Genomic DNA, 24,453 nt, shown 5'->3' with positions numbered 1-24,453 from the left:
TTTTCACATATGAACAGCTCTTGGCAATTCATAGTACATATTCGTTATACATAATGTTTGCTCCATCCATTGTTCAATTTCTTTCGTGTACATTTCTATGAAAAATGTCTCAGACGGAAAAGAATGCAGCACTTCTGATATATATTGTGGATATAAAAACGGCATATTCATCATGCCTTTTAATTGCGTCATAAACATTGTAAAAGATACCTTTTTAAACTCTTGCTTCATTTGTCCCTGTCTAATCATTTGCTCTATATAATATCTTTCTTTAGAAAAGTAAATGGTCATCACTTCGCGAATTAATGTCGTATCAAGTGAAAGCTCTCGGTAGAAGAAACGTGTCAGTTCCCTATTTTCAAATTGATATCGTAAAATCTCGCGCACCATTTGCACCATCACATCTTTAGCCGACAAATATTCTCTCTGTTCGAACGACATTTCAATCACATGAATATATCCTTCTAAAAAGTCAGTAATAAGCTGTTCTAATAAACCTTGCTTTCCAGCAAAATAATATGAAATATTCGCTACATTCACATCCGCTCGCTTTGCAATTTCTCGCACCGACGTTCCATCATAACCTTTCGTGTTAAACAACGATATTGCCGCATCAATTACTTTTTGTTTCGTCTGTTTCATGCGCTCACTTCCTCTCACTGAACAGCTATAGTTTAAATTTCTTGACTTTTAAGACAAATTCCTTTAATTTTCTATCGACAAAGTCATGTGAAATACATCGTATTTTGCTAATATTTTACACATCTCGATAAAAAGGGAGTTGTTTCCATGTTTACAAAAGAAAGTTATGCAGGTTCTCGTGAAGAGCAATACGAGACAGTAATTAAACAACTGGATGCATTATTAACTGGCGAACCGAACGTAGTCGCAAACTTATCAAATGCGTCCGCATTATTAAATCAATTTTTAGATCGTGTGAATTGGGTTGGCTTTTATGTAACAGACGGAAATCAGCTTGTTCTTGGACCTTTCCAAGGAATGCCTGCTTGCGTGCGCATTCCATTTGGACGAGGCGTTTGCGGCGTTGCAGCTGAAACAAAAACAACGCAGCTTGTAGCAGACGTTCACCAATTCCCAGGACATATCGCTTGCGACATTGCTTCTAATTCAGAAATCGTCGTACCGATCGTGAAAGAAGGAACTATCATCGGTGTACTTGATATTGATAGCCCTGAAAAAAATCGTTTTGATGAAGTAGATCAGCGCTATTTAGAAAAGTTTGTGGAAACACTCCTAAAACATATTTAAAAAAGAAAAGAGTGAGTTATCGATTGCGTACATCACGTACGAAACCGATAGCTCACTCTTTTTTATTGATTACTAACAGTAGATACTTTCTTTAGTGCCTGTTCTAAATCAGAAACGATATCTTCCCATGATTCTAAACCGACAGATAAACGTATTAAATTATCGTAAATACCCATTTCTTGTCTTAGCTCAGCTGGAATCGCAGCGTGTGTCATCGTTGCTGGGTGCTGAATTAACGTTTCTGTATCCCCTAAACTTACGGCAATTGTAATAAAGTGAAGGTCATTGATAAACGCTTGCGTCTCTTCTTTTCCGCCTTTAATTGAAAAAGAAATCACACCACCTCCCCGTTTCATTTGGCGAGATGCTAACTCCCCTTCTGGATACCAAACACCTTCTACCGCATCATGATTTTTCAGAAACGATACAATTTTTTCTGCATTATCACAATGACGGTCCATCCTTACCGCTAACGTCTTTAATCCACGTAACAATAACCACGCATCAAACGGCGCCATAATGCCGCCGATATCTTTACGCATCGGGCGAATTTTTTCAGCTAATGCTTTCGTTTTACAAATCGTTACACCCGCCACAACATCGCCATGACCACCAATATATTTTGTCGCACTATGAACAACCACATCACAACCAAGCTCAAGCGGTCTTTGTAAATACGGTGAACAAAACGTATTATCGACAACGACAAGTAAGCCATTTCGCTTCGCAACCCGAATAACTTGTTTTAAATCGATTAATTTCATCGTTGGATTAATCGGTGTTTCAACGAAAATAACCTTTGTATTTGGACGGATTTTATTTTCGACATCATCCTCTGTCTCCATATCACAAAACGAATGCGTAATCATAAATTTCTCTTCTAACACTTCTAAAAAACCGTACGTGCACCCGTATAATCCATTTGAACAAATAATATGATCTCCAGCTTTTAAAAAGCCAATTAACGTTGCTGAAATAGCTGCCATTCCTGATCCGAAAGCAAGTGCTTCTTCTCCTCCTTCTAACACCGCCATACGTTCTTCAAATAATTTTACAGTTGGATTTCCAAGTCTTGAGTAAATATAAGACGGATCCACTCCCGCAAAACTCGCCTCTCCTTGCTGCGCAGTCTCAAATGTAAATGTAGACGTTTGAAATAACGGTGGTGTTAAACTTCCTTTATGTTCCTCAGATGTATACCCGTGATGAATTAACGCTGTCTCCATATGCTTCTTTTTCATAAAAACATCCCCTTTTATGTTTTTATTCCCGCATATTCATCAACAAAAAATTAATGAACATTTTTTACTACATTTTATGTAAGCGTTTCATTTGTGTTTCTATCACTTCTTTTATATCGTTTTAAATTCCTTCTTGTTCATTTCCAAAATTTATATGCATAAAACAAAAACGTACTTGCTTGACGAAACTCTGGGTAAAAGATATAATAGCGTTTGTGTAAAATAAAAAGGCAGCCTTGTAATGTGAGTTTATCGTTTGTATTTTGTTCCTCTACGGAGGTGTATCTCGTAACTCCCTGCTGCTGGAGCGAAGGTACATGAAAACAAAATGCCCGTAAATATCGATTACGTCTGTTTTTATTTTACGTAAATAAAAACATTTTTAAAGGAGGAGTCAACTATGGCTCGTTATACAGGTCCAGCTTGGAAACTGTCTCGTCGTCTTGGAATCTCTCTAAGCGGCACAGGAAAAGAATTAGAAAAACGCCCTTACGCACCAGGTCCTCACGGTCCTAACCAACGTAAGAAACTTTCAGAATACGGTTTACAATTACAAGAGAAACAAAAACTTCGTCACATGTACGGCATGACTGAGCGTCAATTCCGTCGCACATTTGACCAAGCAGGTAAAATGCCTGGTAAGCACGGCGAAAACTTCATGATCCTTCTTGAAGCTCGTCTTGACAACCTAGTTTACCGTATGGGCTTAGCTCGCACTCGTCGTGCAGCTCGCCAATTAGTAAACCACGGCCACATCACAGTTGATGGATCTCGCGTAGATATCCCATCTTACCGTGTAAAACCTGGTCAAACAATCAGCGTTCGCGAAAAATCTAACAGCCTTGTTGTTGTTAAAGAAGCGATCGAAGTTAACAACTTCGTACCAGAATACTTAACTTTCGATGCTGATAAATTAGAAGCTACTTACACTCGTCACGCTGAGCGTTCTGAGTTAGCAGCTGAAATCAACGAAGCATTAATCGTAGAGTTCTACTCTCGTTAATGACAAAAAGCCAATCCTCTGGATTGGCTTTTTTCGTTTATATATAAAATAAAATTATTTATTTTCCTCTTGTTGAACATATACATAAGCATCTTTCTGCTCTTTATGTACATCCATCTTCGAATTCTCTGCAAGCTGACCCGCGTTTAGCAAAGAAAAAATAATGAGCGCTTCTAGTGACATTTTGTTTTACCACTCCTTTCTAGTTGTTATACATTTATCATACCGCTTACATGTGATTTCCGTATGAACTCGAAAAGGAGATTACAACAAAAAGGTTACAGAAATATGAATGCACGCTATAATAACCATAAAATAGGAGGTTGATTCATTTTGACAATAAACCAAATGGTTCAATTGGGTAGTGCATGCATGTTCTTTATTACTTCCGCGTTTATTAATTGGTATCAGGGGAGTAATTTAATAGATGATCCTGATGAATGGAAATATAGCGCTAAGTTTACAAATTACTTTAAAGGCACCGTTTCAAGTTACGAAGATATTTATCAAATCGATTTCTTTATATATGCAGCAAAATTTTATCCAACAGCATTTATTGTTATGCTCAGTAGCTTACTTTATATGCTCATATTAATTCTTCATATTCTATTTACAAGAACTCGTAAGGTAATCTAAATTCATACATAAAAACCCCGAATCATAAACTTTTCAGCCTACAATCCGGGGTACTATTTGTTTTATATTCGTTTCTGATTAGTAACGAATTAAGAAATATTTCTTTTTACCGCGGCGAATGATTGTGAATTTACCTTCGATGCGGTCGTTTTCTGTTACAACGTAGTCTAATGCTTGTGTACGCTCACCGTTTACGTAGATTGCACCGTTCGTTACATCTTCACGTGCTTGACGTTTTGATGGAGAGATTTTGCTTTCTACAAGTAAGTCGATTAATACTGTATCTTCTGCAGTACGTTCTACAGATGGTACGTCTTTGAATCCTTGTTCGATTTCGCTTGCAGTCAGTTCTGCTACAGAACCGCTGAATAATGCAGCTGAAATTTTAATCGCTTGCTCTAATGCTTCTTCGCCGTGAACAAGTTTTGTCATTTCAGCACCTAATGCTTTTTGTGCTGCACGTTTTTCTGGTGCTTCAGCTACTTGCTTCTCAAGCTCAAGAATTTCTTCATGAGATAAGAATGTGAAGTATTTTAAGTATTTAACAACGTCGCGGTCATCTGTGTTAATCCAGAATTGGTAGAACTCGTAAGGAGTTGTTTTTTCTGGGTCTAACCAAATTGCGCCGCCTTCTGTTTTACCAAACTTCGTACCGTCAGATTTCGTAACTAGTGGAATTGTTAAACCAAATGCTTTCGCATCTTCTTCTGATTTACGGATTAATTCAAGACCAGCTGTAATATTACCCCATTGGTCACTACCACCGATTTGCAAGCGGCAATTATGGTTTTGGTATAAGTTTAAGAAGTCGTATGATTGTAAAATCATATAACTAAACTCAGTGAATGAAATACCAGTATCTAAACGAGATGCTACTGTATCTTTTGCTAACATATAGTTTAAACCGAAGTTTTTACCGATATCGCGTAAGAATGAAATTACATCTAAGTTACCAAGCCAGTCATAGTTGTTAGCCATTGTTGCTGGGTTGTCCACGTTTTCAAACTCTAAGAAGTTTGAAAGTTGGTTTTTAATGCTTTCTGTGTAGTAAGCAACTGTATCTTTCGTATTTAATGTACGTTCTGCTTTTTTACCACTTGGGTCACCGATCATACCAGTACCACCGCCAACAAGTGCGATTGGTTGGTGACCAGCTAATTGGAAGCGACGTAACATTAATACTGGTAACATATGACCGATGTGTAAGCTATCCGCTGTCGGATCGAAACCACAGTATAATTTAACGCTTTCTTTTTCTAATAATTGCTCAAGTCCCTCAGCGTCTGTTTGCTGATTAATTAGACCGCGAAATTCAAGATCTTGTAAAATACCCATATCCTACATACTCTCCTTTAAGTTCATTACTGGCGTGAAGGTTGAAAACATAAAAAAATCGCCCCTTTAAATAAGGGACGATTTTGATTATCGCGTTACCACCCTAGTTGCAGGCAAAAAAAAGCCTACCACCTTATTTACATAACGGCTTAGCACCGTCTTTTTCCTTTTGAATACAATTCAATCGAAAAAAGATGCTCTAGGGGCGTAATTCGCGATCATCTATGTGCTGATTTTCACCGGCCATCAGCTCTCTAAAACAGGGAAATGATCACTACTTCTCCCTTTCCACGCTCAATTATTCATATACTTTTCTTTATACCATCATTTATATAGGCGTGTCAAATAGAGGTCGAGTTTCTCTCCTTGCCAATCCTTTACAACGTCGCAAAGAGTATCGTAATAAGAGAAAGAATTGGAACTCCAACTAATAACGATACATGAAACACAACAGATAAATCATTCCCAATCGTCGCCTCCACAGGATCTTTCGCTGGAGAACCAAGAAATCCGATTAATCGATCGAAGCGACTTACCGTTTTTGGAAAATCTGGTATCTCTACATGATCACTATCTAAATGCTGCTTTAATTTACATTCACTCTTAAAGGGATTTTCGCTCAATTTCATCCACCTCCAGCAATTGTTTCAATTTCTTTATCCCGTTATGAAGTCTCGATTTCACTGTTCCAATCGGAATGTTTAATATCTCCGCAATCTCTTTTTGCTGCATATCATGATAATAAGAAAGAATAAGGACAGCTCGCTGTTCTTCAGGAACTTTCAAAATCGCTTCTCTTACTGTGAGCCGATCTTCGTGAGAAAATTCCTTTTCCTGAATCGGCACTAAAAATGGCAAAAGCGTACGCCACTTTTTTCTTCTATTTAATTTATTAATCATGAGACGATAACCAATTTGAAATAAATACGTTTTTATTTTGCCTTTTTCAAGTTCATACATATGTTTCTTACGCTCTAACGTCAAAAACGTATCTTGCACAAGATCGATACTTAATTGTTCATCTCGGTTAAATCGATATAAAAATGTGTATAGCGCTGGTTTGATTAAAACATATAGTTTTTCCCCAGCCTGCTTATCTCCACTTTGATACGCAAGCATGAGCTCCTCCTCAATCCCAATCTGCGCCATGATTTTTGATCTCCTTTATTCCTTTTAACGTTAATGAAATACGGGAAATTAAATATGCACTTGCAACAATAATCCATACTTGTGATTGATTTGTAAAAAATTGAACATACGGGTTTTGTATTGTATGACCGGTTGAAACTAAAATATTTAATGCTTGCACACATATGCATGCATACACTGCAAGACAAGCCGAAATCGTATCAAATACATTCCAGCGAAAATAAACTTTTGTTTTTGTAAAATCAATTTTATATCCATTTTTCCGTACTATATGTTTTCTATCAAACGGAATAATGATGGAAAACATAATAATCATCATGACCCCAGCGGTAATCATTGATACTTTAAATCCGATTGGCATTGGTAATAGCAACCCACAAGAAAATACGACTATAATTCCAATTAAAGCAAAAGCAAGAAGTAATTTATTAGACATAAAAAAGCCTCCCTCATCTATTCTTTCATAAATGTATACAGACGAGGAAGGCACTTCGTTCAAATATTATTTTATTTTTTTAATAATCTTCGCAGGATTTCCGCCAACTACTACATTGTCCGGCACATCTTTCGTTACAACAGCGCCAGATGCAATCACCGCATTATCTCCAATTGTTACACCAGGATTAATAATCGCTCTTCCGCCAATCCATACGTTATCACCAATTGTAACTGGTTTTCCGTATTCTGATCCGCTTATGCGCTCTACTGGATCAAGCGGGTGTGTTGCTGTATAAATGTGAACTCCTGGAGCTAACATACAGTTCACTCCGATTGTCACCGGGCATACGTCTAAAATGGTACAGTCAAAGTTCGCGTAAAAATTTTCGCCAACGTGAATGTTATAGCCATAATCACATCTAAAAGAAGATTCAAGATGAATGTTATCTCCAGTCGTTCCGAATAGTTCTTTTACGATTTCGCTACGCTCTTTTAATTGTACTTCTGGCGTTTCATTTAATTTTCTCGTTAATATACGAGCTTGCTCCCTCTCTTGAACTAAAACTGGATCAGCTGGTATGTACATTTCTCCTAGTATCATCTTTTCTTTTTCTGTTTTCATTTTATTACCCCTTTAACTTATATATATAAGTTTATAATAACATAAAAAAAGATCTGAACGTTATTTCGTTCAGACCTTCCTCTCTTAATCTTCCATCGTTGATAAGTCACCTGTTGGTAAGTTTAATTCCCACGCTTTTAATACGCGGCGCATAATTTTACCACTTCTCGTTTTCGGTAATTTATCTCTAAATTCAATTTGTCTTGGCGCTGCATGAGCTGCTAGGCCTTTCTTTACAAATTGACGAATCTCTTCTTTTAATTCATCAGATGGTTCGTATCCTGCTCGAAGCGCGATAAATGCTTTAATGATTTCTCCGCGCACTGGATCAGGAATACCAATTACACCAGCCTCTGCAACAGCAGCATGCTCGATTAATTTGCTTTCTACTTCAAACGGACCAACTCGCTCACCTGACGTCATAATTACATCATCAATACGCCCTTGGAACCAGAAGTATCCATCTTCATCCATATAAGCAGAGTCACCTGATACGTACCAATCTCCCGGCATAAAGTAAGATTCATACTTTTGCTGGTTATTCCAGATTCCACGCATCATCGCTGGCCAACCTTTACCAATTGCCAAGTTACCCATTGTGTATGGAGGAACTTCATTTCCTTCATTATCAACAATCGCTGCTTTCACACCTGGAATTGGTTTACCCATTGAACCTGGACGGATTTCCATACAAGGGTAGTTACAAATAACTTGTCCACCTGTTTCTGTCATCCACCACGTATCATGAATACGAAGTCCAAATGCGTTCATACCCCAGCGAATTACTTCTGGATTTAACGGTTCACCAACGCTTAATACGTGACGAACTTGTGATAAATCATATTTTTTAATTGCGTCTTGTCCAGCTCCCATTAACATACGGAATGCTGTTGGTGCACTATACCAAACTGTTACACCGTAATCTTGCAGTGCTTCATACCACGCTTCTGGGCTAAAGCGTCCACCTAAAATAACATTGGATGCTCCAACTAACCACGGTGCGAAAATACCGTAAGCCGTTCCAGTTACCCAGCCTGGGTCAGCTGTACACCAATATACATCATCTTCTTTTAAATCTAATACCCATTTCGCCGTTTGATAGTGCTGAACCATTGCGTTCTGCGCATGAAGAACACCTTTTGGTTTACCAGTAGAACCAGATGTGTAATGTAGAATCAAACCGTCTTCACGGCCTAACCATTCGATATGTAATTCTTTTGAAGCTTGTTCAAATAAAGGATTGAACGCTACCGTTTTACCGCCTTCTTCTACATTATCTCCAACAAGGAAGACTGTTTTTAAAGCAGGTAAATCATTTAATGGTACGCGCTCTAACAATTCAGGAGTTGTAATTAACACCTTCGCTTCGCTATCTTCTAAACGATCGCGAACTGCGCCTTCCATAAATGCTTCAAATAGCGGACCAACGATTGCTCCTAATTTCACTGCACCTAAAAGTGCAAAATATAATTCTGGAGAACGCGGCATAAAAATAAAAACGCGATCGCCTTTTTCTACATCGCCATAATTTTTCAGGACGTTTCCTGCTTTATTAGAAAAATCCTTCATTTCCTTAAATGTATATTTCTCTTTTCGCGATCCATCTTGATAATAAAGGGCTACTTTATTTTTACGATCGGATTTCGCATGCTTATCAATTGCCTCATACGCCATATTTACTCGGCCTGTTTCATTCCAAGTAAAGTTTTTATTAACCTCTTCCCAGTTAAAATTCGCGTATGCCTCATCATAATTCGGCAAATTATTTTCTCCTTTAATGACAGGAAGCGTTTCTACTTTCATACTTTACATCCCCCTCCTATGTATTCTATTATCTATTATAATGATATTATTTAAAATTTTCAGTATATTTGTTGATTTTTAGACAAATTTTTAATGACAAATTTCGATTCACATCGCATATATTATAAAGTACGATATTAATAGATTCACAAACCCTCAAGGTGGTGAGTAATACATTGATTCATAAAAAAATATATAATGCTAGAAACTTAAAAACAGCGAAAGGCACTTTAATTATTGAAGGTCCTGTCTCTACACATAACTTAGAAATGTATGAATTTCATCCCGATTTAGTTGCGTTTCGTCCTGCCGAGCAGCAATATAAAGCAATTGTCGAAATTTCTAAATTACCAGAAGCTCGTCTCATTATTGCAAGACATGACCAAACGATTGTTGGATATGTTACATACTTATATCCTGATCCGCTCGAACGATGGTCAGAAGGAAAGATTGAAAACTTAATTGAACTCGGGGCAATTGAAGTTGTCCCCGCCTTCCGCGGTTGCGCTGTCGGAAAGAACTTATTAGAAGTTTCAATGATGGACGATCATATGGAAGATTACATTATATTGACGACTGAATATTATTGGCACTGGGATTTAAAACAAACAGGCTTAAATGTTTGGGAGTACCGAAAAGTAATGGAAAAGATGATGAATGCTGGTGGCTTACAATGGATGGCTACAGATGATCCTGAAATTTGTTCACATCCTGCTAACTGTTTAATGGTCCGCATCGGAAAACGCGTTGATACGGATTCTATTCAAGCATTTGATCGTCTACGTTTTCACAATCGTTTTATGTATTAATAAAGGGGGCAACTGGAATGATTGTAGAAGAAATTATGAATCAAGATGTGGTGACACTACATCCAAACGATACAATCGAAACAGCAATCCGAACGATACGCACGAAAGGCATTCGGCACATTCCAATTGTCGATCAAAATAATCATGTCGTAGGCATTATTTCTGATCGGGATGTAAGAGATGCAAGTCCGTCTATTTTAGATGAACAAGTTTCACTCGATATGCTGAAGCAACCACTTGAACTTATTATGAAACATCCTGTAATGACTTGCCATCCTCTCGATTTCGTTGAAGAAATTGCTACTTTATTTTTTGAAAATAAAATTGGCTGTCTCCCTGTTACAAAGGCTGGCAAGCTAGTTGGAATCATTTCTGAATCTACTGTACTGCACACGTTAGTGAAATTAACAGGAGCACATCAACCAAGTTCACAAATTGAAATTCAAGTAAAAAACGAACCTGGTATTCTTGGAAAAGTCGTTGCTATTTTTAGTGATTTGCAAATCAATATCGTGAGCGTTCTCGTCTATCCAGCAAAAGATGAGAATGATAAAGTACTCGTTTTCCGCATTCAAACGATGAATCCGCTAAAAGTGATTGATGCACTTGAAGCAGAAGGCTACCGCGTATTATGGCCGAACATTATGGGGATGCAAGCATGAGTAGCGCGTTTATTTATTCGGATGACTTTCGGGGCTATTCGTTTAGCCCTGATCATCCTTTTAACCAACTACGCGTCACACTTACGTATGATTTATTACAAAAGGGCGGTTTTATCTCTCCCTCCCAAATCATCTCACCACGGATGGCTACAGATGAAGAGATCGCCTACGTTCATACAGAGGAGTACATAAATGCGGTAAAACGTGCTGGAGAAGGTAAGTTAGAAAAATCAATTGCGATGACATATGGACTCGGAACAGAAGATACACCGATGTTTCCAAATATGCACGAAGCAAGCGCATTACTCGTTGGCGGTACGTTAACTGCTGTCGATGCTGTTCTTTCCGGAAAAGTAAAACACGCGCTTAATTTAGGCGGCGGCTTACATCACGGCTTCCGTGGTAAGGCATCTGGCTTTTGTATTTATAACGATAGTTCCATCGCAATGAAATATATACAGAAAAAATACGGTTTACGTGTTTTATATATTGATACAGATGCTCATCACGGTGATGGTGTACAGTGGTCTTTTTACGACGATCCTAACGTATGCACCATTTCACTACATGAAACTGGGCGTTATTTATTCCCTGGAACTGGTGCTGTAAATGAACGCGGACAAGGTAATGGCTATAGTTATTCTTTTAACGTTCCACTCGATGCCTTTACAGAAGACGAATCGTTTTTAAATTCATATCGCACTGTCGTAAAAGAAGTTGCCGCATACTTTAAACCGGATATTATTTTAACGCAAAACGGCGCTGACGCACATTATTACGACCCACTTACACATCTTTGCGCAACGATGAATATTTACCGTGAAATACCGAAGCTCGCTCGCGAAATCGCTAATGAATATTGCGAAGGTCGCTGGATCGCTGTCGGCGGCGGTGGCTATGACCACTGGCGCGTCGTCCCAAGAGCTTGGGCACTCATTTGGCTCGAAATGAACAACATCCAAAACATCTCAGGTTATCTCCCTCCAGAATGGATTGACGCTTGGAAAGGACAAGCTGAAACAGAACTTCCCCTCACATGGGAAGATCCAGACAACATGTATAAACCGATCCCCCGTAAACCTGAAATTGAAGAAAAGAACGCATTAACTGTAACGAAATCCCTTGAAATAATTCGGAATAATATGACAAAATCTTTGTACTAAACGAAAAGGGGGCTCGTTTTTGAATAGCCTCCTTTTATTTATAGCTTGCTATTATTGTCGGTTTCTGTCGGTAAGTCGATATATTTTGATAATCGCTGATATATTTCAAGAATCGCCGATATATCTTGAGATTCGCTGATATATTTCGAAAATCGCTGATATATTTTATTTCATAATTAAGTGGTCCAACTTTTATGAGAAAAGGTCGTGATATTATGTGGACACAACAAATAATCAACACGAAACGTGGCACATTTGAAATCTTTACAAAAGGAAATGGCGAACCGCTTTGCATTACACATCACTATTCACAATTTAATGAAACTGGTGATTACTTTGCGAATGTTTTCACTGCTACGCATCGTGCATTCCTCATTAATTTACGAAACGCTGGTAACTCAGCAAAAGCCAATTCAGAAAAAGAATTAAGTATGATTGAAACAGTTCACGACTTAGAAGCAATACGAGAAGCATTGCACCTTCCAATATGGCATTTCGCCGGTCATTCAACAGGCGGTATGCTTGGACTTTTATATGCAATTACATATCCAAATTCCTTACAATCATTAGCCTTGGCCGGAGCTGCAGCAAGTAACTATACAGAAACACCATTTTGTATTTATCACCCGACACATCCACAGTTTCATTATATGCAAAAGCTCATCGAAAACTTAAAAACCCCTCACCTTACAAATGCAGAAAGAAAAGAACTATCTACTAAGAGAACAAAATTATCATTGTATAAACCCGAAAACTACAACTCTTATTTTAGTAAACCAATCCAAAAAACAATGTCCGCTAGCCGGATGAATGCTTTCGCCAATGAATATCCTTCATTTGATTTAAGAGAGCATTTACCTTCCATCCAAACAAAGACACTTATTATATGCGGAAGACATGATGTACAGTGCCCAATTCAGTATTCTATTGAGATGCATGATGGCATACGTAATTCTATCTTTGTGATATTTGAGAAGAGTAACCATTATCCTTTTTTAGAAGAAGCTGCTCAGTTTACTTCTACTACTCAAACATTTTATAAATCGTTACACTAGTACCGCTATTATTAAGGAAAGCTCACAGTCTCTATAAGACTATGAGCTTTTTCAAAAGAAATATTTCACACTAGAAACAACAAGAAGAACAAAAAAATCATTAAACCTACATCAAATAATACTGCCTTTTTATCTCCTTCTTTTAAACTTATCATAAAACTAGAAATTATTTTAATTCCAAAAAAGACCATCATAAATAACCAACCGAAATGATCATTCGTAGAATCTCCATCATAAAACATTTGTATTGCACCGATAATTAATAAGATAAGTATGATATTAGTTCCAATCTTTAAAGCCTTGTTTAATTTATTATCTTTTAATGTATCTCTCAAAATGTCGCACGCCCTCTCATACTCCCCTATGTTTTATCTCTCTTTATATTTTAACATAAATTACCTATTATTCCCTTTTCGTTCAAATAACATAAAAAACCTGCCAATTACTCGGCAGGTGCATTACACGTTAAAGCGATAACCAGCTCCCCATACTGTTTCAATATATTGCGGGTGGGCGGGATCTCTTTCAATTTTTTCGCGCAGTTTTCTAATGTGAACAACGACAGTAGCTAAATCACCAGCTGAGTCTAGTCCCCAAATACGTTCAAATAACTGTTCTTTATTTAATACTTGGTTTGGATGCGTTACAAAGAATGTTAATAAATCAAATTCTTTCGTTGTAAACGCAATTTCTTCATTGTTTATAAAAACTTTTCTCGCTCGCTGATCAATAGAAATTCCGTGAATGTATAACGTATCACGTTGCTTACTCACATTTCCTGATAATCTTTCATAACGAGAAATATGAGCTTTTACCCTTGCGACTAATTCACTCGGGCTAAACGGTTTCGTTATATAATCATCCGCTCCTAAACCGAGTCCGCGAATTTTATCTATATCTTCCTTCTTTGCTGAAACAAGTAAAATCGGAATGTCTTTTATAGCACGTATTTGTTTACAAATTTCAAAACCGTTCATTTTCGGAAGCATAATATCTAAAATAATTAGATCATAATCTTCCTGAAGAGCCATTTGTAGACCTACTTCTCCTGAATGTTCTACATCGACTTGAAAATCACTAATTTCTAAATAATCTCTCTGTAATTCTGCAATACTTATTTCATCTTCTACTAGTAAAATTCTCTTCATTCTACTCACCACATTCCTGTACTTTTTTCAATGAGAAGAAAATACTTGTACCTTCCCCAAGCTTACTTTCCGCCCAAATTTCTCCGCCATGTTCTTCAACAATTTGTTTCGCTATCGCTAAGCCAAGTCCACTTCCACCTGTGCTAGAATTTCGCGATTGCTCTGCACGATAAAACCGCTCAAATATATACGGCAGCGTATCAGCTTCTATACCTGCCCCATTGTCCATCACTTTCACAATAACTTTATTGTTATCACTCAATACTGTTACAGTAATTTTCTTCTCTTCTTTATCCATGTATTTCACACTATTATGAATTAAATTTGATATCACTCTATTTATCTTTTCGCAATCAGCCGTTACATATAGTGGTGATGAATGTAATTGTAAGTAAACTTCTATACCTTCCTCACTTAAATCCATCTGCATCTCTTCTAATAATTCCTGCATAAACACGTTTAACTCTATCGTTTCAAACTGAAAGGGAACTCGATTCAAATCAAGCTTCGAAAACAAAAAGAGCTCATCAATAAGTGTATCCATATGTTTTGCCTTCGTATGAATGGTCGTTAAATACTTATCCATTTTCTCTGGCGTATTTGCGACTCCATCTTTTATGCCTTCTACATATCCGATAATAGATGTGATCGGTGTTTTTAAATCATGAGATATATTGGAAATGAGCTCTTTTCGATTTTCTTCATACTGCGTTTGCATCTCTATCGACTCTTTTAATTTCTTTCTCATTTCCTCAAACCCTTGATTTAATTGCCCGATTTCATCATGGGATGTAACTGGAATTTGAAAATCTAAATTCCCTTCTTTAATTCTCCCAGTCGCATCTTTCAACACAAAAATTGGTTTTATCACACTTCTTGAGACGAAATAACTTACTAATCCAATGAGTAATATCGCTAACAGTAAAAGTGCTACGAATAAAATTGGAAATAATTTTTGTGTAAGATCTACAAATGAACTTTGCCTTTTTAGTACAAATATACTCCCTTCTTCATCTCCGGGAAAATAAAAATCAAATTTTACATATCGATAAAATGTATCGCCTAGTTCTGTTGTACCACGACTATTAATATTTGCTGATTCAAATTTCGGAATGGCTTCTTTTAAAGATACACCTTCAAATATTTTTGTAGCATAAGAAATGGTTTCTCCCTTTCTTACAACTATTTTCACCCCTTCTTTTTCAAGTGATGAAACGAACGATTCATCTAATAGTTGTGATTGATTTTTCTTTGCCGCTAATTTCAATTCAATATACGTATTCTCTTCTTCTGGCGTAAGCGGCTTTTGAATATAGGAACTTTTATAGAAATTTTTCACTGATTCCAAGTCTCCTGTTATAGAAAAAACAATTAAAAATCCCGCGACTAATATGAGCGTGATGGAAACGAGAATAACAGCGATATAAGAGAATAAAAATCTTGTTTTAATAGACATATGTTACATCCTCACTTTAACAAACCATGTTATTCATAAGCATAAAAATATATGTTCAAATACTCAAGCGATTTTATAGTAATTTTAGCGTCAGTTTATAAAAATTTAATGTTCTTCTTTTACAGTTGAAATGAGGAGGTTGAAATTCCATGTTCAAAAAAACATTAAGCATGTTATGTTGCGTAATTTTTTTACAAGGTTGCTCACAAGAACAAGAAGTTAAAAAGGAGATGACAAGCATGGAGACAGCGCTACACGGTGCTGATGTAAATATTCCAGACAACGATGGTGTTACCCCGTTAGAGCATGCTCGCGCTCATAACTTTGAAGAGATAGAGAAGATTTTGTTAGAAGGACGTAAGTAAAAAGCTAATTTTTGCCTTCCTCTCCCACCCTATGCTACATTTAGCCTGTTACATCAATATTAATAGGGTGGGAATAAACATGAATAAACCTAAAATTGGGATGATTGGACTTGGAAGTATTGCGCAAAAGGCCTATCTTCCAACACTTACAAAAGAAACAGATTGGAATTTTGTAGGGGCGTTTACACCTAACGCGGAGAAAAGGAAACAAGTTTGCCAACAATACCGCATTCAAGACTTTCATTCTATTGAAACGTTAGCTTCAGAATGTGATGCAATCTTCGTCCATAGTTCAACTGCTACACATTATGAAATCGTTTCTGAACTTCTGAAAAAAGGAATTGACGTTTATGTTGATAAGCCGCTAGCAGCTACAGTGGAACAAGCTGAGCAACTAGTCGAGTTGAGCGAAAAGCATAACAGAAAGTTAATGGTCGGATTTAATCGCCGATTCGTTCCTATGTATGTTGCTGCAAAAGAGCAAGCTCATAATATTTCATGGGTTCGAATTGAAAAACACCGCACAAATAAAGTGGGGCCATATACGTACGACTTTACTATGTTAGATGATTACTTACATATTGTAGATACTGCTCGCTGGTTAGCTAATGATGATCTTAACGTCGTTCATAATATGATGCAAATAAATGAAAAGAATGAACTTCTTTACGGACATCACACATATACAACGCCAAGTGGACTGTTACTTTCTACCGCAATGCATCGCCACGCCGGTACAAATTTAGAACAAATTGAACTTGTAACGACAGGTAAAATCATTCGCGTAAAAAATATGAACACATTTGAAGTTGAGCAGGAAAATGCAGTTTCTCAGATTGGTTCACCATCATGGGATACGACGTTAAAACAACGTGGTTTTGAAGATGCTGTTCATCATTTTATTGAATGTGTACAAGGAGATACAAAGCCTGTTGTAGATGGATTAGAAGGATTAAAAACGCAGCAACTGCTGCAATCTCTACTGGAGAATGTAAACAAAAATTAAAACGGATACATTTTTCAGAATTTACTTTCATTCCCATTTCCCCTTTATTTCTCTCACAAATTTCTATAGAATATGTTGATAGGAATTATAAATTTCATATTGAATCGTGGAAAGGATGGGATTAACACATGTGGAACGAGTTTAAAAAATTCGCATTCAAAGGGAATGTAATCGATTTAGCTGTCGGGGTTGTAATCGGTGCTGCATTTGGTAAAATCGTTAGTTCTTTAGTAAAAGATATTATCACACCATTACTTGGTATGGTATTAGGTGGCGTTAACTTTACAGATTTACATTTTGGATATGGTAAATCTGCTGTTATGTATGGTAACTTCATCCAAACTATTTTTGATTTCTTAATTATTGCAGCTTCTATCTTTATGTTCGTTAAAGTGTTCAACAAACTAACATCTAAAAGAGAAGAAGAAGAAAAGACAGAAGAAATTCCAGAACCAACAAAAGAAGAAGTTCTTCTTAGCGAAATTCGCGACTTATTAAAACAACAAAATTCTTCTAAAGATAGAGCATAATTGAACGGATAAAAAGGCATGCCCCTCGGGACATGCCTTTTCTATATTCTATAACGTTTCCGAATTCATATGAATAAATAAAATAATACCTGCAACCATAAGTACCATAATACTACCTGCAAATAGTGTAATACCCATGAACATTAAACTTGTGCTCATGTCCACTGATACACTTTCAATAAAAATAGAAATTACATACGTGATAAGGGCAATTCCTGCAAGAATACTTCCTGGAACAAATCGCTTTAAGCCATTTTGTTTTAACGTCATATATGCAAAAATAGCAGTCATACAAAGCGTAATTATCCAAAGAACGATCATCTCTTCTCCCCCCTCACAAGCCTTTTCTTTCTATTATACATGACATTGCCCTATAATAGTTAAATTTGCACTTATGTGACATATAACAAGGAACAATACCATTTTATAGCGAAGTCACCAATAGGCCATATACTCGGGAGGATTTCAATTGGAAGATGATATTGTAGGATATTTTAAACAGGTAGAGCGATTCGATTATATTACAATCGACTTAGACAAAGATGAAATTATTATTGCTGGCAATGTAAAACAATATAATCCTTCTAGGTTAGAACAATTAATACAAAGTTTTAAACGCACTGCACACAAACATGCCTGGAACATAATTTACGAAGTCCTGAAGAACTTTTTGCATTTTGGAAAGAAAATTGACCACCAAAAAATGGATATTTTTTATATAAATCGATATAATTACCATATATAAATATTCTTTACAAGGGAGTGTTCATAATGATTTGGATTTCACTAATCGTATTAGCCTATTTCATCATTCTCGTCCCAATACATTATAACTATATTAAGATATTAAAGAAAAAACAGAAAAAAATGAACGTGTCACAAAACGAACTATATGACAACATGTCTTATGAAGAATCCCAAATACACTATCATTATCAAAGCAACGTATTTACAATACCTGCTTCGCTTGTCGCAAGTATTATTTATAAGGTGAAACATGCAGCATAATATGTACGCTGTAAAATTATTATTTGAATCTGTTCATTCTGGTGAGCCTCATCCTACGAAAGTGGATGAGCATTATGAAGAAAATCACGATAAACTTTTTGAAGAAAGTATTATCCTCGTTAAAGCAAACGACCTAGAGGAAGCTCACGAATTAGGCAAAAAAATAGCTATACACTCTGAAGAATCGTACGATAATGTGTACGGTGAACAAGTCACATGGAAGTTTCGAAAAGTGCTACATGTATTTGAATTAAATGATACTTCATTTGAAACAGGAACAGAGTTGTACGCAAGATTTTTACACGTTAAAAAAAATGAAACGGTAGATACAATAGTTAAAACATACTACCCTGAATACGAATAAAAGCTCACAGCAATTGCTGTGAGCTTTTTTATACTTATTTCGTTGAATCTCTAAATTGGATACGGTGAGGTAAGATAACAGTGTGATCTTCCACTTTTTCTTTGTTCATATACTTTGTTAATAGACGCATTGCTACTGCACCGATATCATACATTGGTTGTACAACTGTTGAAAGTTGCGGACGAACCATTAATGCAAGGCGTGTATTATCGAAACCAAGTACTTCTACATCAGTTGGTACGTTTAATCCAGCGTCTTGTGCTGCATGGATTACACCTAGTGCCATTTCGTCAGAAGATACGAAGATTGCTGTTGGCTTTTCATCACTGCTCCAAAGCTTTTCGAATGCTTCGATACCTGAATCATATGTGTAATCTCCATCGATTATAAGATTTTCATCATATGAAATACCTGCTTCTTCTAAAGCTTTTTTATAACCTTGTAACTTCTTCGCGCTTCCCGCTTTATTAATGAAAGGACCAGAGACGAAACCGATACGCGTATGCCCTTGCTCAATAAAGTGCTTCATTGCGTCGTAAGCTGCTTGCGTATAATCAATATTTACTGATGGCGTTTCATTTTGCTCATCAAATGACGCTGCTAATACGATTGGTACTGGAGACTTTTTGAATTCTTCAATGTGAATGTCTGTAATATCTTCACCCATGAAAACAATTCCGTCCACTTGTTTTCCAAGCATCGTATTTAATAAATGGAACTCTTTCTCTTTGTTTTGGTCAGAGTTACTTAAAATGATGTTATATTTGTACATTGTTGCGATATCTTCAATTCCACGAGCAAGTTCTGCATAAAACGTATTTGAGATATCAGGAATAATAACACCTACTGTAGTTGTCTTCTTACTTGCTAGTCCACGTGCTACCGCATTTGGGCGGTACCCTAAACGATCAATTGCTTCTAATACTTTCTTTCTTGTTGTAGGCTTTACATTTGGATTACCGTTCACTACACGAGATACGGTAGCCATTGAAACGTTTGCTTCACGCGCTACATCATAAATTGTTACGTTCATCTCATCGCACACTCCTTCTATTTTTGTTATCTATTTTTATGTATCGGTTACTTGAATGAAAAAAAGACATCAACTCTATTTGCAGATGCCACCAATCGTCCCGAGTTCTTCCTTTTACTAATGATACGATAAAAACGCAGGCTCATACAATATTTTCCCGCAAAAGTTTCGAAAAAATTCGCTTCTTTTCTCGTATTTTCGTATTTTTTATGAAAAAAAGGGCATTTTTTGTAAAAAAATAGATATCCCATGAGTACAAACTGTATATTAAGCCGTACGTTAGTAAATGAAATTTATATCGGCGATTTTCCAAACATATCGACCACAACTCCAATTATATCAGCAATTTTTTAAATATATCGACTTACCGACAGAAAACGACAATGGTAGTCATTTGATGCGCTGGATTTGGAGGTGTGCGGCGCCCTGTAGAATGCGTTACATCGGCAACGACAGGTAAATGTGTTGCTTTCTTTAAAATCGGCGCAGCGGATATAGGAAGCGTATTACGCGGCGCTCCTTCCCATCGTACCTTTTCACTTACAATAAAAAAAAGACAGTTTAAACACTGTCTTTTTTTTATAAGAAGGAAACAAACGGTTTTTCGCTGTTTTTCTCTTTTATAATAATTGCCTCAATTTTACTCTCGGACTTTATCTGCAATTGTACTTTCGCATCTTTAGGTAATTTTTCTAACATACTTTGAGCAGCCAGTTGGGTAAGAGCCATTAATTCTGTTTTACCGTTATATTTAATAACAATATTCATATTTAATGTATCCATTTGATTTTTCTTATAAGAAACCTTAGCATTTACTGGGATAAAGTCTCCAGTAGAAAAACCTTTCATCGCATCAGCAAATTCAGTTATTTTTGTATTATCTTCTCCATGTGCTTGTTTAAATTCATCAGAAGGATATGAATACGCTTGTTCATCGATCGTACTCCAATTCCCAAGGTTCGTATCATTCTTTTGAACGGTAGCACTAGCAATATACGTCCCATTTTTTAAAGAACTTGTACTTTCTTGCTTAAAGATAGCAAACGTAATTGGAGACTTATTATACTTGTCATTTTTATTAATCGCTTCAATAAGTTGCTTGGCAACTTCAGTACCCTTAGACATAGCTTCTTCTTTCGATACACTTGAAGACATGGCTAAACCGATCATAACACCAGATAAACTTAGTTCGTTTGAATTCTGTTTTCCGAAATAGTCTTGTTCTATAATATTCGTCAAAACTGGCGCTTCTACTTTTGCGACTAGTTCATCAACTAACTTCTCTGGAATATACTGATTTAATTGTAGTACATGATTTTCTGTATCAAATTGCTGCGCTGCAATATTCATTAAACCATTTTCATACTCTGCTAAATCTAATTTAGAATTTGTTTTTATATTAGCTGTATTTATAACCTTTTGTTCTTTTAAAGGAATTACAGTTCTATAATAATCTTTCGAAACAGCAGTTCTCGGGATCATGCTTTTTTCTTTCGTATCCTTCTGTATAACTTCATCCTTCTTACTAATCGTATTATTACTACAAGCTCCCAGTAATAAACTTACGACCGCGAAGGATAATGCCATTTTCTTCATTACTTAAAACCTACTTTCAACAATCTAGTTATTTAATTTGAACTATTAACAGTGTACCATTAAATATATTTCAACAAAAACAAAAAAAGAAGCAAGCACCTTTAGCTTGCTTCTTTTTACTTAATATTCTCTTCTAAAGCGTCTTTTTTAATGTTCCAATGAGACGTATTCCATACTACCATCCCATCTTTTATGTATAACACTTGCGGAGATTCATGTTTAATGCTGTACTGTTCTGCAACACGATTCGAAACATCTCTCGCATCTTGTACGTATAAGTAATACGCTGGTACTGCTCTTTCTTCACTACAATACGCTTGAAATTCTGTATATGCACCGTGACTAATCGGACATGTTGTACTATGTTTAAAAAGAACATACGGCTCATTTTTTTCTACTAATACTTCAAGTTCTTCAATTGCTTCAATTTTTGTCATATTCATCACGATTCACCTCTCATACGAAGTCTAGAGCGCTTTTCTTTCTTTTCAGCTTTTTTCTCAAGTCTTTCTAATTTACGCTCTTCTTTTTCAACCTTTTTCTCTTGTCTTGTCGCACGATAATGATTGTATACTTCAATTGCTGCGCTACTCCACTGTACAACTTGCGCTACTTTATCGGCATTATTTTCAATTTCGTCCGTAACAGAATCTGATACATTACGAAGTTTCGTATTTAAAGAATGGATTGTCGTTCCAATTCCATCTACACCCGATACTACTTTATTTAATGATTGTGACTTCTGTTGAATGTCATCAGCTAACGCATTTGTTTTATGTAATAATTGCTCCGTCTCTACGCTAATCCCTTGCATTTGCTTTTCTAAACCTTCTAACGTGCTTGCAACGTTTTCTAACGTCTTTTGAACCGATAACAACGTTCTGCATACATATACTACTAATACAGCGAAAGCAACCGCGATAATAGCCGCACTTACATATAAAAGAACTTGCATTTCATCACTTCCTTTATCTTTTTCATACTTTCTCCTATTATACAATCATTTTCCGTTTCGTTCTAATCCCTATCTTTTCATTAGAATTTTCATACTTATTCGTTAACTTTAACATAAATGATTCAACAAATTCCACTAAGTAGGTTACAATAGGAGAGGATACATAATTAGTAGGGAGGCTTTACATATGAAAGATCCACGCATTGAAAAGTTAGCATACAATTTGATTAACTACTCTATCTGCTTACAAAAAGGGGAAAAAGTATTAATTGAAAACTTTGGCTTACAAAAAGAACTTGTAACTGCACTTGTAAAAGAAGCATATGCAGCTGGTGGTTTCCCATTCGTTTCTTTAAAAGATCATCAAGTAGATCGCTCTTTATTAATGGGTGCTACTGAAGAACATTTTGAACAAATCGCTGCATATGAAGCAAGCGTAATGAAAGATATGGACGCTTATATCGGTCTTCGCTCTGGCGATAACATTAACGAACAAGCTGACGTGCCAAGTGAAAGAATGCAAATTCACGGTCAAACAGTTGGTAAGAAAGTTCATAGAGACATCCGCGTTCCGAAAACGCGCTGGGTTGTTCTTCGCTACCCAAATGCTTCTATGGCGCAGCTTGCTAAAATGAGCACAGAAGCTTTCGAAGACTTCTACTTCGAAGTTTGTAACTTAGACTACGGTAAAATGGATAAGGCGATGGATAGCCTTGTTACATTAATGAATAAAACTGATAAAGTTCGCCTAACTGGCCCTGGAACTGACTTAACATTCTCTATTAAAGATATTCCAGCTATTAAATGCTCAGGTCATTTAAACATTCCAGACGGTGAAGTATACTCTGCACCAGTTCGCGATTCTGTTAACGGTACAGTTTCTTACAACACACCATCTCCTTACAACGGTTATACATTTGAAAATGTACAACTTAAATTTGAGAACGGTCAAATCGTTGAAGCAACTGCAAACGATACAGAGCGCATTAACAAAATCTTCGATACAGACGAAGGCGCACGCTTCGTTGGTGAGTTCGCAATTGGCGTAAACCCATACATCTTACATCCAATGGGAGACATCCTATTCGATGAAAAAATCGATGGCAGCTTCCACTTTACACCTGGACAAGCTTACGAAGATGCATGGAACGGTAACAACTCGAACATTCACTGGGATCTAGTATGCATCCAACGCCCTGAATACGGCGGCGGCGAAATTTACTTCGACGACGTACTAATCCGTAAAGACGGACGCTTCGTTGTATCTGAACTAGAAGCTTTAAATCCAGAGAACTTAAAATAATAAATAAAAACGCTCGGAATTTTCTCCGAGCGTTTTTCATTTATTACCTACCATTTCTATTTTCACATGTGGACTCTCTTTTTCTACAAGCGATAAAAACTGCTCCATATGTTGCGGCATCGCAACCATATGTACTTTGTATGTATTCGTCGTAATTTCAAGGGATTTCCCAACTTGACGAATGATTCGTATCTCTTTCAATACGATATCGTCATTTAAAATACCGTACTTTAATACACCATTTTCTACTTTATGCTTTTTAATAAATACTTCCCAAACGAGTGGTACATTTACAAGGAAACATAAACCCATTCCAATTAACGCTGACATCCACTGCTCTTTATTTGAGATAATCATGACAAGTGGATATACGAACATAAAAACTAACGTGAGACAAACGAAAATTACTACCGATTTACTTCTTTGAATCGGAATGTTCATACACGCACCCCCTACCCCAAATTATACCACTTTTTCCATTTTAGTTCATAAAAAAAGGCCATT

General features: G+C 36.5%; 31 protein-coding genes, 2 pseudogenes and 1 other annotated feature. Of the genes and pseudogenes, 14 read left to right on the top strand and 19 right to left on the bottom strand.

What is annotated here, in order from left to right; genetic code table 11:
• Window positions 1-3 precede the first annotated feature (3 nt).
• Window positions 4-642 (bottom strand): forespore capture DNA-binding protein RefZ, encoded by a 639-nt coding sequence (gene refZ / locus DM800_RS06370; protein WP_087985414.1) that lies wholly within the window; start codon window positions 640-642, stop codon window positions 4-6.
• A gap of 147 nt (window positions 643-789) precedes the next feature.
• Between refZ and DM800_RS06365 the strand changes: the two genes are divergently transcribed.
• Window positions 790-1,269 (top strand): GAF domain-containing protein, encoded by a 480-nt coding sequence (locus DM800_RS06365; protein WP_147786603.1) that lies wholly within the window; start codon window positions 790-792, stop codon window positions 1,267-1,269.
• A 62-nt stretch (window positions 1,270-1,331) separates the two neighbouring features.
• On the opposite strand, the gene megL is transcribed toward DM800_RS06365, so the two are convergent.
• Window positions 1,332-2,510 (bottom strand): methionine gamma-lyase, encoded by a 1,179-nt coding sequence (gene megL / locus DM800_RS06360; protein ID WP_147786602.1) that lies wholly within the window; start codon window positions 2,508-2,510, stop codon window positions 1,332-1,334.
• Between the two features lie 400 nt (window positions 2,511-2,910).
• Between megL and rpsD the strand changes: the two genes are divergently transcribed.
• Window positions 2,911-3,513: a 30S ribosomal protein S4 gene (gene rpsD, locus DM800_RS06355; protein WP_000135322.1), complete on the top strand. Its 603-nt coding sequence runs from the start codon at window positions 2,911-2,913 to the stop codon at window positions 3,511-3,513.
• 54 nt (window positions 3,514-3,567) lie between these two features.
• Here rpsD and DM800_RS06350 read toward each other — a convergent pair whose 3' ends face one another.
• Window positions 3,568-3,696 carry a transporter gene (locus tag DM800_RS06350; protein ID WP_147786601.1) on the bottom strand — a complete coding sequence of 43 codons (129 nt, stop codon included), beginning with the start codon at window positions 3,694-3,696 and terminating at the stop codon, window positions 3,568-3,570.
• Window positions 3,697-3,846: 150 nt separating this feature from the next.
• On the opposite strand from DM800_RS06350, the gene DM800_RS06345 reads away from it, so the two are divergent.
• A complete protein-coding gene (locus tag DM800_RS06345) occupies window positions 3,847-4,149 on the top strand; it encodes a YjdJ family protein (protein WP_137012482.1) in 303 nt (100 codons plus the stop codon).
• A 78-nt stretch (window positions 4,150-4,227) separates the two neighbouring features.
• Here the strand turns inward: DM800_RS06345 and tyrS are convergent, their stop codons facing one another.
• The 6 genes from tyrS to acsA form a co-directional block, all read right to left on the bottom strand.
• The gene (gene tyrS, locus DM800_RS06340; RefSeq protein ID WP_046956195.1) at window positions 4,228-5,484 is read right to left on the bottom strand and encodes a tyrosine--tRNA ligase; all 1,257 of its coding nucleotides are present in this window, start codon (window positions 5,482-5,484) and stop codon (window positions 4,228-4,230) included.
• Window positions 5,485-5,554: 70 nt separating this feature from the next.
• Window positions 5,555-5,784 (bottom strand) — a binding site (T-box leader).
• Window positions 5,785-5,861: 77 nt separating this feature from the next.
• Entirely contained in the window at window positions 5,862-6,107 is a 246-nt protein-coding gene (locus tag DM800_RS06335) for a hypothetical protein (RefSeq protein WP_147786600.1), read from the bottom strand.
• Window positions 6,088-6,633 carry an RNA polymerase sigma factor gene (locus DM800_RS06330; RefSeq protein ID WP_000057187.1) on the bottom strand — a complete coding sequence of 182 codons (546 nt, stop codon included), beginning with the start codon at window positions 6,631-6,633 and terminating at the stop codon, window positions 6,088-6,090. Before DM800_RS06330 ends, DM800_RS06335 begins: the two co-directional genes overlap by 20 nt.
• The gene (locus tag DM800_RS06325) at window positions 6,614-7,069 is read right to left on the bottom strand and encodes a hypothetical protein (protein WP_087985420.1); all 456 of its coding nucleotides are present in this window, start codon (window positions 7,067-7,069) and stop codon (window positions 6,614-6,616) included. Before DM800_RS06325 ends, DM800_RS06330 begins: the two co-directional genes overlap by 20 nt.
• Window positions 7,070-7,135: 66 nt before the next feature.
• Entirely contained in the window at window positions 7,136-7,693 is a 558-nt protein-coding gene (locus DM800_RS06320) for a maltose acetyltransferase domain-containing protein (RefSeq protein ID WP_000845594.1), read from the bottom strand.
• An 84-nt stretch (window positions 7,694-7,777) separates the two neighbouring features.
• Entirely contained in the window at window positions 7,778-9,496 is a 1,719-nt protein-coding gene (gene acsA / locus DM800_RS06315) for an acetate--CoA ligase (RefSeq protein WP_046956190.1), read from the bottom strand.
• Window positions 9,497-9,672: 176 nt separating this feature from the next.
• Between acsA and acuA the strand changes: the two genes are divergently transcribed.
• The 4 genes from acuA (at window position 9,673) to DM800_RS06295 (ending at window position 13,185) form a co-directional block, all read left to right on the top strand.
• Window positions 9,673-10,305 (top strand): acetoin utilization protein acetyltransferase AcuA, encoded by a 633-nt coding sequence (acuA, locus tag DM800_RS06310; RefSeq protein WP_000581394.1) that lies wholly within the window; start codon window positions 9,673-9,675, stop codon window positions 10,303-10,305.
• Between the two features lie 17 nt (window positions 10,306-10,322).
• Window positions 10,323-10,967 (top strand): acetoin utilization AcuB family protein, encoded by a 645-nt coding sequence (locus DM800_RS06305; RefSeq protein ID WP_000634566.1) that lies wholly within the window; start codon window positions 10,323-10,325, stop codon window positions 10,965-10,967.
• Complete coding sequence (gene acuC, locus DM800_RS06300) at window positions 10,964-12,130, top strand: acetoin utilization protein AcuC (protein ID WP_000092828.1); 1,167 nt, start codon at window positions 10,964-10,966, stop codon at window positions 12,128-12,130. The genes DM800_RS06305 and acuC overlap by 4 nt, the downstream gene beginning before the upstream one ends.
• A gap of 194 nt (window positions 12,131-12,324) precedes the next feature.
• A complete protein-coding gene (locus DM800_RS06295; protein WP_147786599.1) occupies window positions 12,325-13,185 on the top strand; it encodes an alpha/beta fold hydrolase in 861 nt (286 codons plus the stop codon).
• Window positions 13,186-13,250: 65 nt separating this feature from the next.
• Here DM800_RS06295 and DM800_RS06290 read toward each other — a convergent pair whose 3' ends face one another.
• The 3 genes from DM800_RS06290 to DM800_RS06280 all read right to left on the bottom strand — a co-directional run bounded on the left by DM800_RS06290 (window position 13,251) and on the right by DM800_RS06280 (window position 15,789).
• Entirely contained in the window at window positions 13,251-13,520 is a 270-nt protein-coding gene (locus DM800_RS06290) for a hypothetical protein (RefSeq protein WP_097908099.1), read from the bottom strand.
• Between the two features lie 123 nt (window positions 13,521-13,643).
• A complete protein-coding gene (locus tag DM800_RS06285; protein ID WP_000821767.1) occupies window positions 13,644-14,333 on the bottom strand; it encodes a response regulator transcription factor in 690 nt (229 codons plus the stop codon).
• Between the two features lies 1 nt (window position 14,334).
• Entirely contained in the window at window positions 14,335-15,789 is a 1,455-nt protein-coding gene (locus DM800_RS06280) for a sensor histidine kinase (protein ID WP_098089157.1), read from the bottom strand.
• 149 nt (window positions 15,790-15,938) lie between these two features.
• On the opposite strand from DM800_RS06280, the gene DM800_RS06275 reads away from it, so the two are divergent.
• From DM800_RS06275 to mscL, 3 genes are all read left to right on the top strand, one after another.
• A complete protein-coding gene (locus tag DM800_RS06275; RefSeq protein ID WP_088064581.1) occupies window positions 15,939-16,154 on the top strand; it encodes an ankyrin repeat domain-containing protein in 216 nt (71 codons plus the stop codon).
• Between the two features lie 79 nt (window positions 16,155-16,233).
• Window positions 16,234-17,160 (top strand): Gfo/Idh/MocA family protein, encoded by a 927-nt coding sequence (locus tag DM800_RS06270; RefSeq protein ID WP_088082246.1) that lies wholly within the window; start codon window positions 16,234-16,236, stop codon window positions 17,158-17,160.
• Between the two features lie 128 nt (window positions 17,161-17,288).
• Complete coding sequence (gene mscL / locus DM800_RS06265) at window positions 17,289-17,690, top strand: large conductance mechanosensitive channel protein MscL (protein ID WP_000267007.1); 402 nt, start codon at window positions 17,289-17,291, stop codon at window positions 17,688-17,690.
• A 48-nt stretch (window positions 17,691-17,738) separates the two neighbouring features.
• Here mscL and DM800_RS06260 read toward each other — a convergent pair whose 3' ends face one another.
• Window positions 17,739-18,011: a DUF3917 domain-containing protein gene (locus DM800_RS06260; RefSeq protein ID WP_000636592.1), complete on the bottom strand. Its 273-nt coding sequence runs from the start codon at window positions 18,009-18,011 to the stop codon at window positions 17,739-17,741.
• A 148-nt stretch (window positions 18,012-18,159) separates the two neighbouring features.
• Between DM800_RS06260 and DM800_RS06255 the strand changes: the two are divergent.
• The 3 genes and pseudogenes from DM800_RS06255 (at window position 18,160) to DM800_RS06245 (ending at window position 19,062) form a co-directional block, all read left to right on the top strand.
• A pseudogene (locus DM800_RS06255) lies at window positions 18,160-18,383 on the top strand (protein Dhp61).
• 78 nt (window positions 18,384-18,461) lie between these two features.
• Complete coding sequence (locus tag DM800_RS06250) at window positions 18,462-18,698, top strand: DUF3949 domain-containing protein (RefSeq protein ID WP_147786598.1); 237 nt, start codon at window positions 18,462-18,464, stop codon at window positions 18,696-18,698.
• A 1-nt stretch (window position 18,699) separates the two neighbouring features.
• The gene (locus DM800_RS06245) at window positions 18,700-19,062 is read left to right on the top strand and encodes a DUF4288 domain-containing protein (RefSeq protein WP_137012498.1); all 363 of its coding nucleotides are present in this window, start codon (window positions 18,700-18,702) and stop codon (window positions 19,060-19,062) included.
• A gap of 34 nt (window positions 19,063-19,096) precedes the next feature.
• On the opposite strand, the gene ccpA is transcribed toward DM800_RS06245, so the two are convergent.
• The 5 genes and pseudogenes from ccpA to DM800_RS06215 all read right to left on the bottom strand — a co-directional run bounded on the left by ccpA (window position 19,097) and on the right by DM800_RS06215 (window position 22,646).
• The gene (ccpA, locus tag DM800_RS06240; protein ID WP_001103309.1) at window positions 19,097-20,095 is read right to left on the bottom strand and encodes a catabolite control protein A; all 999 of its coding nucleotides are present in this window, start codon (window positions 20,093-20,095) and stop codon (window positions 19,097-19,099) included.
• Window positions 20,096-20,513: 418 nt separating this feature from the next.
• Window positions 20,514-20,621: pseudogene (locus tag DM800_RS29555) on the bottom strand (bifunctional 3-deoxy-7-phosphoheptulonate synthase/chorismate mutase); the annotation flags it as partial.
• A 53-nt stretch (window positions 20,622-20,674) separates the two neighbouring features.
• Complete coding sequence (locus tag DM800_RS06225; protein WP_147786597.1) at window positions 20,675-21,691, bottom strand: CamS family sex pheromone protein; 1,017 nt, start codon at window positions 21,689-21,691, stop codon at window positions 20,675-20,677.
• A 116-nt stretch (window positions 21,692-21,807) separates the two neighbouring features.
• Window positions 21,808-22,134, bottom strand: coding sequence for a bacillithiol system redox-active protein YtxJ (ytxJ, locus tag DM800_RS06220; RefSeq protein ID WP_046956174.1), 327 nt, complete (start codon window positions 22,132-22,134; stop codon window positions 21,808-21,810).
• Entirely contained in the window at window positions 22,134-22,646 is a 513-nt protein-coding gene (locus tag DM800_RS06215) for a DUF948 domain-containing protein (protein ID WP_001197725.1), read from the bottom strand. The genes ytxJ and DM800_RS06215 overlap by 1 nt, the downstream gene beginning before the upstream one ends.
• Window positions 22,647-22,833: 187 nt before the next feature.
• Between DM800_RS06215 and DM800_RS06210 the strand changes: the two genes are divergently transcribed.
• A complete protein-coding gene (locus DM800_RS06210; protein ID WP_147786596.1) occupies window positions 22,834-23,949 on the top strand; it encodes an aminopeptidase in 1,116 nt (371 codons plus the stop codon).
• Window positions 23,950-23,985: 36 nt separating this feature from the next.
• Here DM800_RS06210 and DM800_RS06205 read toward each other — a convergent pair whose 3' ends face one another.
• Window positions 23,986-24,390 carry a PH domain-containing protein gene (locus tag DM800_RS06205; protein WP_088610260.1) on the bottom strand — a complete coding sequence of 135 codons (405 nt, stop codon included), beginning with the start codon at window positions 24,388-24,390 and terminating at the stop codon, window positions 23,986-23,988.
• Window positions 24,391-24,453: the final 63 nt, after the last annotated feature.

The sequence above is a fragment of the Bacillus sp. AY18-3 genome (assembly GCF_008042305.1).
Lineage (GTDB): Bacteria > Bacillota > Bacilli > Bacillales > Bacillaceae_G > Bacillus_A > Bacillus_A wiedmannii.
Note: the sequence above shows the minus strand (reverse complement) of the source record. Positions and strands in the feature narration are given on the sequence as shown.

Coding starts and splice junctions, on each gene's coding strand:
- refZ (WP_087985414.1), bottom strand. CDS start 642: ATGAAACAGACGAAACAAAAAGTAATTGATGCGGCAATATCGTTGTTT.
- DM800_RS06365 (WP_147786603.1), top strand. CDS start 790: ATGTTTACAAAAGAAAGTTATGCAGGTTCTCGTGAAGAGCAATACGAG.
- megL (WP_147786602.1), bottom strand. CDS start 2,510: ATGAAAAAGAAGCATATGGAGACAGCGTTAATTCATCACGGGTATACA.
- rpsD (WP_000135322.1), top strand. CDS start 2,911: ATGGCTCGTTATACAGGTCCAGCTTGGAAACTGTCTCGTCGTCTTGGA.
- DM800_RS06350 (WP_147786601.1), bottom strand. CDS start 3,696: ATGTCACTAGAAGCGCTCATTATTTTTTCTTTGCTAAACGCGGGTCAG.
- tyrS (WP_046956195.1), bottom strand. CDS start 5,484: ATGGGTATTTTACAAGATCTTGAATTTCGCGGTCTAATTAATCAGCAA.
- DM800_RS06330 (WP_000057187.1), bottom strand. CDS start 6,633: ATGGCGCAGATTGGGATTGAGGAGGAGCTCATGCTTGCGTATCAAAGT.
- DM800_RS06325 (WP_087985420.1), bottom strand. CDS start 7,069: ATGTCTAATAAATTACTTCTTGCTTTTGCTTTAATTGGAATTATAGTC.
- DM800_RS06320 (WP_000845594.1), bottom strand. CDS start 7,693: ATGAAAACAGAAAAAGAAAAGATGATACTAGGAGAAATGTACATACCA.
- acsA (WP_046956190.1), bottom strand. CDS start 9,496: ATGAAAGTAGAAACGCTTCCTGTCATTAAAGGAGAAAATAATTTGCCG.
- DM800_RS06305 (WP_000634566.1), top strand. CDS start 10,323: ATGATTGTAGAAGAAATTATGAATCAAGATGTGGTGACACTACATCCA.
- acuC (WP_000092828.1), top strand. CDS start 10,964: ATGAGTAGCGCGTTTATTTATTCGGATGACTTTCGGGGCTATTCGTTT.
- DM800_RS06295 (WP_147786599.1), top strand. CDS start 12,325: ATGAGAAAAGGTCGTGATATTATGTGGACACAACAAATAATCAACACG.
- DM800_RS06285 (WP_000821767.1), bottom strand. CDS start 14,333: ATGAAGAGAATTTTACTAGTAGAAGATGAAATAAGTATTGCAGAATTA.
- DM800_RS06280 (WP_098089157.1), bottom strand. CDS start 15,789: ATGTCTATTAAAACAAGATTTTTATTCTCTTATATCGCTGTTATTCTC.
- DM800_RS06275 (WP_088064581.1), top strand. CDS start 15,939: ATGTTCAAAAAAACATTAAGCATGTTATGTTGCGTAATTTTTTTACAA.
- DM800_RS06270 (WP_088082246.1), top strand. CDS start 16,234: ATGAATAAACCTAAAATTGGGATGATTGGACTTGGAAGTATTGCGCAA.
- mscL (WP_000267007.1), top strand. CDS start 17,289: ATGTGGAACGAGTTTAAAAAATTCGCATTCAAAGGGAATGTAATCGAT.
- DM800_RS06260 (WP_000636592.1), bottom strand. CDS start 18,011: ATGATCGTTCTTTGGATAATTACGCTTTGTATGACTGCTATTTTTGCA.
- DM800_RS06250 (WP_147786598.1), top strand. CDS start 18,462: ATGATTTGGATTTCACTAATCGTATTAGCCTATTTCATCATTCTCGTC.
- DM800_RS06245 (WP_137012498.1), top strand. CDS start 18,700: ATGTACGCTGTAAAATTATTATTTGAATCTGTTCATTCTGGTGAGCCT.
- ccpA (WP_001103309.1), bottom strand. CDS start 20,095: ATGAACGTAACAATTTATGATGTAGCGCGTGAAGCAAACGTTTCAATG.
- DM800_RS06225 (WP_147786597.1), bottom strand. CDS start 21,691: ATGAAGAAAATGGCATTATCCTTCGCGGTCGTAAGTTTATTACTGGGA.
- ytxJ (WP_046956174.1), bottom strand. CDS start 22,134: ATGAATATGACAAAAATTGAAGCAATTGAAGAACTTGAAGTATTAGTA.
- DM800_RS06215 (WP_001197725.1), bottom strand. CDS start 22,646: ATGCAAGTTCTTTTATATGTAAGTGCGGCTATTATCGCGGTTGCTTTC.
- DM800_RS06210 (WP_147786596.1), top strand. CDS start 22,834: ATGAAAGATCCACGCATTGAAAAGTTAGCATACAATTTGATTAACTAC.
- DM800_RS06205 (WP_088610260.1), bottom strand. CDS start 24,390: ATGAACATTCCGATTCAAAGAAGTAAATCGGTAGTAATTTTCGTTTGT.